Raw genomic sequence first — 12690 nt, forward strand, 5'->3', positions numbered from 1 at the left:
TCTCGAGTTTTAGAAACGTTGATATGAAGCCGTTACTAAGGGGTTCCCCCACTAGCTACAATCACCGTGCGGGTGATTAGTGGTTTAAACGATAGCCTCAAAGCGTTGATTTATCAGCGCTTTGAGGCTTTTATTTTTGTCTAAAAGTGGCAATTCTGCCAATATAATATTAATTATATATTATTAACAATTAAATAGATAAACTTCTTGCTAATCACCTCTGACTTCGTTAAACTTGGAGAAAGTTATCAGCCTAGTCTGGGAGGAAAATTAATTTGAAAAAGTTATCTCATGAATCCCCACTATCTTTACAAATCCCTCGTTATTTCCCTATTTTACCATTGCATACGGAGTTACAATCATGATGGGCCGTCGTCAGACACCACCTCACCACTATCTATTTGCGGAACTGTTATTTTTAATTATTCTGTTTACTGTGTTGGCCTGGGATTTCTTCAATTACAACTAAAAAAGTCACGCTGCAGCTTGTGCAACGTGACCTCATGTCAGCATCCCCCGTCTCAAACGAGAGGTGCTTTTAATTTACTTAGATTTATCGCCGTTTCCGCCAATGCCAGTAGCTATAACCACCAGTCACCGCAAGAATTACCGCACCAATCAACGTCAGGAAGGCCCCAATCCGTTGACCTGGTGTGTGATACGTCAGCTCAATCTTATGCTTACCAGCAGCCACACGTGCACCCACAAAGCCCACGTTGACCTTGGTAATGTCTTGCTTCTTACCATCCACTGTCAACTGCCAACCGGTGTTGTACGGAATCGACGTTGTCAGCACACTAGCCTGCTGTGAATGTGAGGTCCCCGTAACCCGGTTATTCTTCACGTTTAAGCCCTGTAAGCCTTGGTGCTTGAGCTGTGACATCCGCCTGTTGTATTGGCTGCCAAATGGCACCGCAATGAGCTTTGCCGACTTGAAGGACAAGCCCTTGACGCCTTGGAACGTCAGCCTGATAGTCTTCCGTGCCTTATTAGAATAGCCCAAGTTCAACAGAACGTGGTGCTTTTCTTGATAGTCTGACAGGTTGGACTGTCCAAACTGGCTAAAGCTCGAAACATTATTGGCTGTTGTAGCCGTCACGGAATAGGCACCATCACTCATGTTCCACAGACCAGACCGTAATTGGTTGATCCGTGCAATCCCAGAGAATGCCTGATTACTGAAAGCTTTGGTATTCTTCTGTGCTTGATACTTGTCCTTTACACTGAGCCGTTCAGCCTGAATGCCGTCAAGTTCCAAGTACAGTTCAGTCCCCTTATTTTGCTTAGGGTGCTTGAGATGGAGTTTGTAATTGACTGGCAAGCTCTGATTATCGCTAATCAGCTTATGCAGAGACTTTTGGTTGGCCAACGCATTTTGCTTCAACGCCGTACGGTTCTGCCCCGTCAACTGCTCCAAGCGAGCCTTGTCATCCGTAATATTCACAGACCGATCCTGATTAGTCTTCATCAACGAGGACTTGGTTGTCGTGATCAAGTCAGGATCCATTTGATTCCCCTGTTGCCGGAACTTCATGACCTGTTGTAAGCTATCGATCACCGTACTGTTATCCGCCTTCGTCTTGTAACGCAACTCACGGCTCTGGCTATGGTACGTGGTCGTTGGCACACCCTTCGCCTTTTTATCAACGAGGGCACCATACGTCAATGCCTGTTCCTTATCGCTTCCGTTAAGCTTCTTGAACTGCTTAGCACTTAACTGCTTCGTTTGCAGATAGGCTAATGGTAGCGCATTTTTTGACTTCAAAATAACAGTATCGTAGTTGTTCCCTAAGTCATGGACGGGTTCATCCTGATACGTGAGAATGGTCCCGTTCTTTTTGACCGGCTTATAGCCGTATGGGAATCCTTGCGTCTTTAATTGATTACTCCGGGCGAAAATATAGTTGACCCCCAACAGATTGTTCATAGTGGTCCGACTATCCGCTTGGTTAATCGGTTTGTTCATCTTAAATTGTGAGTTCGCCAGTTCTTCACTGAATTCCCCCACAGCGCCATCCTGAATGGAGAAGTAGGACATGATATCGTGAGCGCCCAGGTTCATCCCCATGTTGGTCTTGGCTTCATTACTAAAGTAATAGTACTTGCTAATAGAACTCCGCTTAAAACCCGGTTGGGCCTTCACATAACTCTCAGCCCCATCGTAGAAGTTCTTCTGGAATTTCGAAGCCACTCCCCGGTTCAGCAGTTGTTCGCTGGCACCACCAGAGTTGGGACTAAAGTAACCGTAACCGTTCGCAATGATGTTTAGACTGAGCAATGCCAGTAGCGTCCAAATGACCTGATGACGCGACCACTGATAAAAGTGGCCGACCACGATGGCCCCCAGCGTTAACAAGAGCAAGCCATAGATCACGAAGTCATGCGGATGATTGCTGAAAATAAACCCGTTAGCGGCCCAAACCAGCCCCAGAAGGAACAGCGTCCCCACAATCATGGCTGACAAGTCGCTACGGTCGATTCGTGGCAAGGCATCGATGAAATACATCACCGACAGACTGAAAGCTAGACAGCCTAACAGTAACCACCGTTGAGACGGTGTTGTCCCCCCGTTCATCACGGCGGCGACCTCTGGTAACAGTGAACCGATCACTAAGATCAACAGACCCACGTCAAACCACAGGTAACGTCGTGCGTGCCGGACGACATACATCAGGCTGAGAAAGGTCAGCCCAGCCAAGCCTAAATTGGCCCAGAAACGCATGGCGTTCCCAGTCGTCACCAAAGCATTGGGTAGCCGTAAATAGTAATTCAACGGATAGATAAAGTAACCATTGGCAAAATTGCCCGTCGCCCGCGTTGAAGTAAGGACCCCAATCAGTGACGGAATAAAGATGATGCCGGCCAGTAAGAACCCAAGTAATCCGGCCCCCACCAACTTAAAAATCAGTGGCCAACCCTTCTGTGCAATCGTGTCGCGAACGGTCAGATACCGGAGTACCGCGTAAACTAAGCTCCCAATCGCCAGTATGTAGGCAAAGTAAAAGTTGCTGACAAGCGCCAGTCCCGTAAAGACGGCCAGTGGGACCCACGTCTTCCCCTGATAGACGCGGTCAATGCCGTAAGCCAGCAATGGAAATAGAATCATTGGCAACAAGAAGAATGGGTGCCGAATGCTAACGTACAGGGAATACCCTGTGAACGTGTAAGTCAGCGTCCCCAATAGTTGACTACCGGGCTTGAATCCCCGTTGCCGGGCAAATAACATAAATGCCAATCCACTCACGTATAGCCGTAAGAGAATCAACACGTTATATCCCAGCTCGATGCTATGTCTTGGGAAGAACCAAATCAGGTAACTGAATGGGTCCCCGAGAACATAGTAAGAGAAGGTCGTCATTTTGTCTGCACCTAAGCCCAGATTCCAAGACCACCCTGACAAGCTCCCCTCATGTAACCAAGTGTAAAATTTCTCCAGTACCGGATAATGTTGTGCCAGGCCGTCCCCTTCCCAGATGAACGACTTACCAGTCAGAATAAAAATTCCGTAGAGGCAGACTACTAGCACAATAAAAATCATCGTATAAATCCAATAGTTTTTCTTTGAAGCCTTCAACATATTCTCTCCCTTAAATTAATAATCCCTAGTTCTCCGTTTGACACAATAATTAAACTGTTACTACTCCCCTTACTAATATTACTGGGACGCCACCAACATCTCAAGAGATAGCATGAATCTGTAATCAAAATTTCACGTCTCGTAATATTTTAACCACCAATTCACTATGGCCCCGCACTCCGCCAAGTACTGGTAGGTATGAGATAGGCTCCCCGCGTCACGCGCAATAGAACTAATTTTAGCATAAGCTACGCGTTGACCCAACCGTTCATTCACCGAACTAACCGGTCATTATCCCCGTTGAAAACAAAAGGACTCCCAGCTCATGCGAGCCGAGAGTCCTCATTAAGTTTAAGTTAAATTAAAGACGAGCGTTTAATTCCTTGCCCAACTTTTCAAAACCAGGCTTGCCTAACAGGGCAAACATGTTGGTCTTGTATGCTTCAACACCCGGTTGGTTGAATGGGTTGATCCCGTTCAGATAACCGGAAACGCCGATAGCAACTTCGAAGAAGTAGATCAGGTAACCCAACGTGTATGGCGTCGTATCTGGGATATGAACGCTCATATTAGGTACACCACCATCGGTATGAGCCAATACGACCCCCTCAAAGGCCTTTTGGTTAACAAAGCCCATGTTCTTACCTTGGAGGTAGCCTAAACCATCGAGGTCATCTTCAGCCGTTGGTACATCCACGTCAGTCCGTGGCTTGTCGATCATAACGACCGTTTCCATCAATGTCCGTTGACCTTCTTGGATGTATTGACCCAAGGAGTGCAAGTCAGTACTGAAGTTAGCGGAAGATGGGTAAATCCCCTTTTGATCCTTACCTTCGGATTCACCAGTCAATTGTTTCCACCATTCTGCAAGGTATTGCAAACGTGGTTCGTAGTTTTCCAGCAATTCAGTCGTGTAGCCCTTACGGTACAAGATGTTCCGTAAAGCGGCGTATTGGTAAGCTTCGTTCTTAGTTAAGTCAGGATTTGTGTAGGCGTCTTGGGCGTCTGCAGCACCCTGCATCAATTCGTCAATGTTGGCACCGGAAGCGGCGATAGGTAATAACCCAACGGCACTTAATACGGAGTAACGACCACCAACACCATCAGGGATGATGAAGGATTCGTAGCCAGCAGCAGCGGCTTCGGTCTTAAGGGCACCACGCGCTTTGTCAGTCGTAGCGTAGATTCGACCCTTAGCACCGTCTTCACCGTACTTCTTGACCAGCATATCCTTGAAGATCCGGAAGGCGATAGAAGGTTCCGTTGTAGTCCCAGACTTGGAAATGACGTTAACAGAGAAGTCACGGTCACCAATCAGGTTGATCAGGTCGTGGACGTAGTCAGCACTGACGGAGTTCCCTGCAAAGAACACTTGGGGAGCGTTCCGCTTGTCGGCTGGTAAGTAGTTGAAGAACGTGTCGTTCAAGAAATCAACGGCCATCTTAGCACCCAGGTAAGAACCCCCGATACCAATAACTACCAATACAGCAGAGTCAGATTGAATCTTCTTTGCTGCAGCCTTGATACGGCTAAATTCTTCCTTGTCGTAGTCCTTAGGTAACGTTAACCAGTCGCGGAAGTCGCTACCAGCACCGGTACCTTGGCGTAATTCGGCGTCAGCCGCCGTCACCATTGCTTGCATTTCTCCTAATTCGTTGTCATGAACAAATGGTTCAAGTTTCGAAAGATCAAAGGCGATATGTGCCATATTAAGAAAACCTCACTTTTATTGTTATTGACTAGTCCATTATAACGCAACCACCTGGAAAGTAAATGGTCTAGTCCACATTTTTCGAAAATAAAAAGGTCAGCAACCGCAGTTACTAACCTCATGAAAACTATTTCATTAAACCAAGGGTTACCCCACCAACAACAACGAGGAGTGAACCAATCGTGATGTAGACCATTTCGCGGCCAGTCTTCTTTTCGCCCAATAACCAGATACTCCCAAAGGTGGAAATAACGATCCCACATTGTGCCAAGGAGTAACTAATTGCCAACCCAATTGAGGGAATAGCCATGAACATGAAGAAGTTCCCGACACCCCAGACAATCCCAGTCATGATGTTCTTGGCGGTTGCCTTGTGCATCACCTTTTGATGAGAGAAGAGGACGAAAATCGTAGCGCCTAAGATCATTCCCAGCGATTGTGGGAAGATGACTGTCTTGGAAGGTAAACCGGAAGCATTGACGATAACCGTGTACAACACGTAACCGATCGTCGAAATAATAATAGCGGTGGCACCTTTACCAGCTTGCATGGGTTGCCCTGCAGCCGAGGCCTTAGCCTTGGAATCACGCAGAGACGTCAGTGCGGCCCCAGCAATCAGAACGATAACGGCGATAGTCCCCATCGTCACCATTCGAGTAGTCTTCCATTCGTGGAACAACAGCACCCCGGCAAGCGCCGTCCCAACCAACTGAAGCCCGGTTGAGATTGGCACCGTCCGTGAGATACCGATGAATTTCATGGATTGAAATTGTTCAAACTGACCAACGGACCAGCAGAGACCGGAAGCAACCCCAACGATCATTGCCATGCCGGAAATTGCCGTGTGAAAATAAAAGACTGAGAACAGGCCGAACAAGACGGCCCCGGCGGTCATTCCCAACGTTTGTTGGTAAGATGTCCCACCAAGTTTCCCACTGATTAATCCAATACTTCCCCAACAGACCGTGGGGATCAAAGCTAGTAAAATACCCATTTGTAAGCCTCAACTCTCGTTTCAATTCTAGTTCTTTTTCTTGTAAGCGTTTTTTATTTAGCAATAGTAAGTCTACTGTTTTCGATTCTAAATGTAAACTATAAATGCTTAACAAAAACCCCAATCGGTAAGTGGTCTATCTTACCGGTTGGGATCAATTGCAATTATTTTCACGTCGTTTTCAGTTAGTCAACAGTGAGCTGAACACCCTTTAATCCCTCGCTATGACGGTCGGCATGGTTAGTTATGAAATCATTTGGTGAAAGGTACGTATTGGAAACTGTTACATGACCGGTATAATTTTGCATGGCGTCACTGATCGTATCCCGCAGACGCTTCATGGAATACATCAGCGTCGTCGTGGTAATCACGACTTGTGACCCCGGTTGCGTCAGCTTAAGGGCTTGTTCGATCAACTCTTGCAAGTCTTGTTCCAAGGTGAAGGATTTCTTCTTCCCCCGGATGAATGCAGGTGGATTGATGAAAATGGTATCAAACTTCAAATCGTGCTTGATGGCGTAATCCAAGTAGTTGGCAACATCCATCGTCCGCATTTCCACAGCCGCTTGGTCAAAGTTGTTAGCCGCCAATTGGGCTTGAATAGCCGTCGTTGCCCGGTTCGTTGGGTCAACCGTGATGGCCTCGATGGCGCCACCGATCATAGCTGCCGTTACCAAACCAGTCTCGGCGCTGTACAAGTTCAAGATTCGCCGTTGTTGACTGGTTGCCTTAGCCCAAGCACGAATGTCCCGGAATTCCAAAGCTAACTGTTGCCGACCGACTGTTAAATCGATAGGATAAGTCACACCGTTCTCCAAAATTTCCGTGGGTTGATCACCAAAGTCGCCGCTCACCAGTTGTAAGTGTTCTTGACCAGGAAAATCAGCCAAGATTGTTTGGCCCTTACCCATGATACGTTCAAAAGCCGCATAAATCAGCTTAGACTGTTGCTTGATGGCCGTGTTTAACCAACGGAAGACGTACTTGCCGTTGAACACATCCACAACCAAGCCACCTAAACCGTCACCAGTACCATTAAACAAACGGTAAGCTGACGTTTCTGCAAAGGCTGACCGCTTAGCAACTGCGGCCCGGAATTTGCTGGTGAAGAAGCGTTCGTCAATATCCTCATTTTCACGTAAACTCATGACAAAGCCAATGCCACGATGTTGCTTGGCAAAGTAGGCCGTGGCCACAAAATGGCCGTGATTTTCTAATTGGACCCAAGCACCGTTGTCGAAGTCCTTGGCATTTTCTAAATCAGTTAAAGATACGATGGGATAGCCGTCCTCGAATTTACGGACGGACTTCCCGGTAATTTGTACTCGTTTCAAAAGTTTCCTCCTTAATGGTTCCCCTCATTGTATCACGAGAACGCGATAAACACAGCAATGGTTTGGTATGAATTAAACTGAGCAACTCCTCGCCTTACCGGGGAAGGTAAATCAACCGGAACGCGGTGGGCGGACGCCCAGAGCCAAAGAACGGTCTCTGGGCTTACTTTGAGCCTCTAAGGACCGAGTCTCAAAGCTACCAATTGGCTAAGCGGCAAGAAACGCCACTAAGCCACTTCCCACGGCTGAGTTGATTTGCCTTCCCCTCACGGCTGACGTTGACTCACAGTAGCCACAATTTCTGTGTTATCGGCCTTCACCACTCAACTCTCTACATAAATCCTATCTGTGGTCACGCCGCCTACATTTGATGAAATCAGCAGCTCCACTTAATCACCTAAAATCCGGCTGATTGTGCACTAGTTAACATCTCGCTAATCCGTCTTGACCCGTTCCGAATTTGTTTGGTGTTGGTCTGGGAAAATGACGGTGAAGGTTGTGCCGACATTTTCCTTACTGGTGACGCTGATCTTACCATGGTGCAACTGCACCAACTGGTGGACGATTGACAGTCCCAGACCAGATTCACCATACTTGGTGTTCTTCCGCGATGGGTCAGCCTTGTAGTACCGTTCCCAGATATTCTGCAGTTGCTCATCACTCATGCCCATCCCCGTATCGGCGACTTTGACGATGGTCTCCTCGTAACCCCGCTGAGCAGAAATGGTAATCGTCCCATCGTGAGTGAACTGGATGGCATTTTGTGTAATGTTAAACATAATTTGGACAAAACGATCATAATCGGCATATACAGGAATTTCGTTAGGTGCTTGTAATTCAAGGGTATCCTCGCTGTCATCAGCCTTTTGTTTTAATTGTTCTACTATATTATGGAGTGCATCTACCGCATTGAATTCGTGAAGGTTGAGCGAAATCTGGTTGGATCGAATCTTTTCGTAGTCCAGATTCTCGTTGACCAGCCGGATCAGGCGACTCGTTTCACTCCGCATTAAGTCGATACTTTCTTCCTTACTCTCCTCAGGAATGGCGTCATAGGCCAGTCCTTCCAACAATCCATTGATAGTCGTCAGTGGCGTCCGCATTTCATGTGAGGCATTGGCCATGAATTCACGGCGCCGTTGTTCCTGCCGCTGAATCTCTTCTTGTGAATCCTTTAGCGAGTGGGCCATGCCGTTGAAATCGTTGATCAAGTCATCAATTTCATCACGGTTTTTACTGGTCATTTCCACATCATAATTTCCTCGCGCAACCTGATTGGTGGCCTTTCGTAGCCGGTTGATCCGCGACGTATAGTAACGAGCCAGGATATAGCTGGCAACGATGGCGACCACGATGGATACCAGTAGCGCTCGGATCAGATTACGATTGATTTGATTGACACTCGTATTGATATCGGAGACGAACGCCCCCATCACCACGACTGCCACGAGCTTGTGGTTGTAAAAGTAAGGTTTCATCACCTCAGTCATGGCCGGACTGACCCGACCATCCTTGTTTCGGACACGTCGGTCAACGACCTTGTGAATGATCTGGTTATTCTTTAGTTTTTTCCAGTCAGTCTGCTTAATGGACTGCTGATACACACTGGCTGGAAAGACGACTTTATTGCTGGCACTGTAGATGGTTGTACTGACTGCTTGGTTTTGCAGCAACTGCTCACTATTTTCCAGAGCAGTCGTATCGAAATTAACCGCATTGCCATCTTGTGAACTAATCCGTAAAGACTGTTCAATCAAACTGTTCGAATATTTTTCAAGCGAATTCCAGGTATTGCTGTACACCATGTGCCTGGTCATTTGTGAGTAGGATACACCCATGATAATCAGGATAATCATGATTGCCGCAAAGAATCCCAGCATTTGTTGATACATTAGCTTCATTGCTGATCTGCTCCACTATCATCAAATTTATAACCCACCCCCCAAACGGTTTGAATAATCTGGGGGCCAACCTTCTCAATCTTTTGCCGTAATTTCTTGATGTGCGCGTCCACAGTCCGTTCATCACCGTAGTACTCATAGTCCCAGACCAGCTGTAAGAGCTGTTCACGAGAGAATACTTGCCGGGGCTTCTGTGCCAAGGTCTTTAACAAGTCGAATTCCTTCGGCGTTAAATCGTGAATCTGCTGACCATTTAGGTAGGCTTCCCGCGTCTTGGTGTTGAGCTTGAAATTCTCCGTGACCACATCAAAGGATTCGGTATCGTCCAACGGTGCCGTCTCCACACCCTTGCTAATGGCGCCCAATCCAGCTCGTCGGTGGAGCGCCTTGATCCGGGCAATTAAGGTGATGGGGCTGAATGGCTTGGTAACGTAATCGTCCGCGCCCATTTCCAATCCCAGAACCTGATCACTCTCGGAATCTCGGGCCGTCAACATGATGATTGGTACGGTTGGCGATAATTTACGAATCTCGGCACTCACCTGCATCCCGTCCAGTCCGGGCAGGTTCAGGTCAAGCGTAACCATATCCCAATCGTTGGGTGCGGCCTTAAACATTTCAACGGCTTCATTACCATCATAAGCAAATTCGGCGTCCCACTGCTCCTTCTTAAAGAACATGGACATCATTTGTGATACTGAGTGGTTGTCTTCAATCATTAATAACTTCATTGCTACCTCCAAAGGTCGGGCTACTATATTCGGAGCCGGCAAAAAGGTTAGGAGTCATAGTGTCCTAAACCTACTAGGTTAACCAGAAGCTTCCATGATAGAACGATGAAGTTTCTGTAACTTTTACCGGCGAGCCTGAGCCGCCTGGTTCCTTAACTATCTATTATACTATACTAAATATGGGTTTTTTCCCCTTTAATAGAAGCTAGACAGAATTCCCTTGCTTTCAAACAAGGGATGAATGCCGTTATCTCTTTCGTTGACTGGCAATGTAGTTTTCTACAGTTTTCTTGCTCATATCACCAAGGGTACTCATGAAGTAACTTGGAGACCAGAGATGACCACCCCAGAAATTCTGAGCCTTTATTTCTGGATGTAATTCAAAGAATAAACGAGCCGAACCGCCCTTGAAGGCTTTGACAACATTGGTTGGGGCATACTTGGGTTTAAAGCTTAGTAGTAAGTGGATATGGTCCGGCATTACTTCCATTTGCTCAATGGTCACTTCGTTCAGTCGGGCTATTTTCGTTAGAATGTTGGTCATTTCAGCGACTAACTGTGGCGTTGTAAATGCTTCATGCCGGTATTTGGTGACCCAGACCAAGTGAAAATGAAAGTTGTAAACATAACCTCGTTCGTGAATTGCTCCGCTAGTGTCTTTACTCATATGATACCTCCATAAATATTATTATAAGACGTTTTTTTATGAATACATTATACTCATATGGTATGCTCCTATCAAGCAAAAGGAGGTGGCAACTTATGGCGATGAGTATTTCGGACGTTGGCTGATTGCAAGTGGGCGTGTCCTAGTTGTGGCACGTTCCATGTACGTGATCACAACGCAGCTAAAAATATTTTAGCAAAAGGTTTAGCAACACTACAAGAAATGAGTCCGTCTGGCAACCTGCGGACTTAAAAGGCTTTGGTAATTAGCGGATAAGTCCTATTCATAGGCTAGTGTTATATCTATCACCATGCCGTGGGGTGCGGTTCTCACAAGCGTCTGTTTTTAAACGGACGTGGTTGACTTAGGTCTCACTGGTCAAAATTGTTTGCACACGGCTGGAGGTATGTTAAACTAGATGAGTATCAATTTATGGGGGCGTTCTGGATTCGACTGGTATAGGTTGAAGCTTGACTGCGCGTCGTAGCGGCATCTACGTTAAAAGGTCCAGTTTATTATAACTGCAAAAAATAATAACAATTCTTACGCTTTAGCTGCTTAATAGGCGCTTAACGTAGATCCTCCTAGGCTTGTCCGTGGTCTAGATCTGGGTCCTAAATTTAACGGACTTACGCTAACGACTCCCACCTGAAGTACGTTAGAAGAGAAAAATCAGGTTAGCTGTTCATGTTGGCCCTGACAGGCGGCAAGTTGTTCAGCGAAACTTTAAGTAGTCTGCCTATGCGTGTAGACGTTAAGTTGGCAATATGCTAGGACGCGGGTTCGATCCCCGCCGCCTCCATCGATTAACCCGTTAGTTACGCGACTAACGGGTTTTTATTTTGTCTAAAAATCTAGGTGGCTAACTTGATTATAGAATTCACCGTTAAATTTCTTCTATTGTTAATAGCCAGATTCTCTCATTCAATTATCCTTAAAATCATTCACCGCGTCTGACATCTAACGTCACCAAACCGTCTTAATCCGTCATTTGACTGATACCGCCCCGCAATTTTTGTTCGCTATACTAAATTCTGTAGTCAGGTAATTCGCTACAAAATACTTAGAAGATTGCGAGTGACATCTATCAAAACAACCACAACCAAAGTTCTAGTAAGTACCTTGGGCGCAACCGCCCTGCTCTTCGCCGGCACAACTACGGCGTCCGCCCACATGACCACGGATACGGGGAGTCAGACACCCCAGACGACGCAGGTCAGCGGTCAACACGCAATTCAAACAACATCAACAACCGCAACTGGAACGGTAACCGCCCAGAATACCAGCTACCAACATACCGCTACTAACAATTCTGCAACTACGACGGCCACAGCAGCTAATACCTCTACGACCACCACAACGAGTGCCAGCGGTGCCGTTGCTAAGGCCCTCGCCGTAGCGAATAGCGGCGTCCCTTACGTTTACGGTGGCAGTTCACTCTCCGGCTTCGACTGCTCCGGCCTGGTGCAATACGCCTTCGGTCTGAGCGCCCGGACCACCACCCAGCAAACGACCCTGGGAACCCACCACTACGACGTGGCCAACGCGCCTGCTGGTGCTATCCTCTTCTGGGGATCCGACAGCGCCCCCTACCACGACGGAATTTCTCTTGGAAACGGCCAATACGTTGCCGCCCAGAATGAAAACGATGGTATCGGCGTCTTCAGTCAAACTTACTGGCCAGCTAGCTACTACATCGTGGTTAACTAGCCACTACTCCTGAGTCAACCTAAAACTAGCCTTATCAGCAGTCACCATTTCACCGATGACCCTGA

8 protein-coding genes, 1 other RNA gene and 1 pseudogene are annotated in these 12690 nt (G+C 47.0%); 3 read left to right on the forward strand and 7 right to left on the reverse strand.

Annotation, left to right across the window (positions count from 1 at the left end):
- Positions 1–553: 553 nt before the first annotated feature.
- The 7 genes from EKM73_RS08755 to tnpA form a co-directional block, all read right to left on the reverse strand.
- On the reverse strand, positions 554–3538 hold the full coding sequence (locus EKM73_RS08755) for a YfhO family protein (protein ID WP_225421359.1): 2985 nt from the start codon (positions 3536–3538) through the stop codon (positions 554–556).
- A 400-nt stretch (positions 3539–3938) separates the two neighbouring features.
- Positions 3939–5285, reverse strand: a complete 1347-nt coding sequence (locus tag EKM73_RS08760) for a glucose-6-phosphate isomerase (protein WP_125701549.1) — start codon at positions 5283–5285, stop codon at positions 3939–3941.
- A gap of 130 nt (positions 5286–5415) precedes the next feature.
- Complete coding sequence (locus tag EKM73_RS08765; RefSeq protein WP_125701550.1) at positions 5416–6282, reverse strand: GRP family sugar transporter; 867 nt, start codon at positions 6280–6282, stop codon at positions 5416–5418.
- A 185-nt stretch (positions 6283–6467) separates the two neighbouring features.
- The gene (locus EKM73_RS08770) at positions 6468–7616 is read right to left on the reverse strand and encodes a class I SAM-dependent methyltransferase (protein WP_125701551.1); all 1149 of its coding nucleotides are present in this window, start codon (positions 7614–7616) and stop codon (positions 6468–6470) included.
- 434 nt (positions 7617–8050) lie between these two features.
- Positions 8051–9517 (reverse strand): sensor histidine kinase, encoded by a 1467-nt coding sequence (locus EKM73_RS08775; protein WP_125701552.1) that lies wholly within the window; start codon positions 9515–9517, stop codon positions 8051–8053.
- Positions 9514–10248 carry a response regulator transcription factor gene (locus tag EKM73_RS08780; protein ID WP_125701553.1) on the reverse strand — a complete coding sequence of 245 codons (735 nt, stop codon included), beginning with the start codon at positions 10246–10248 and terminating at the stop codon, positions 9514–9516. Before EKM73_RS08780 ends, EKM73_RS08775 begins: the two co-directional genes overlap by 4 nt.
- A 247-nt stretch (positions 10249–10495) precedes the next feature.
- A complete protein-coding gene (gene tnpA, locus EKM73_RS08785; RefSeq protein ID WP_125701554.1) occupies positions 10496–10915 on the reverse strand; it encodes an IS200/IS605 family transposase in 420 nt (139 codons plus the stop codon).
- A gap of 114 nt (positions 10916–11029) precedes the next feature.
- On the opposite strand from tnpA, the pseudogene EKM73_RS08790 reads away from it, so the two are divergent.
- From EKM73_RS08790 to EKM73_RS08800, 3 genes and pseudogenes are all read left to right on the forward strand, one after another.
- Positions 11030–11167 (forward strand): annotated as a pseudogene (locus EKM73_RS08790) (zinc ribbon domain-containing protein); the annotation flags it as partial.
- A 182-nt stretch (positions 11168–11349) separates the two neighbouring features.
- Positions 11350–11720: a transfer-messenger RNA gene (ssrA, locus tag EKM73_RS08795) on the forward strand.
- A gap of 272 nt (positions 11721–11992) precedes the next feature.
- Positions 11993–12625 (forward strand): NlpC/P60 family protein, encoded by a 633-nt coding sequence (locus EKM73_RS08800; protein WP_125701555.1) that lies wholly within the window; start codon positions 11993–11995, stop codon positions 12623–12625.
- Positions 12626–12690 lie beyond the last annotated feature (65 nt).

Origin of the sequence: Levilactobacillus fuyuanensis (genome assembly GCF_003946395.1) — a bacterium.
Taxonomy (GTDB): Bacteria; Bacillota; Bacilli; order Lactobacillales; family Lactobacillaceae; genus Levilactobacillus; species Levilactobacillus fuyuanensis.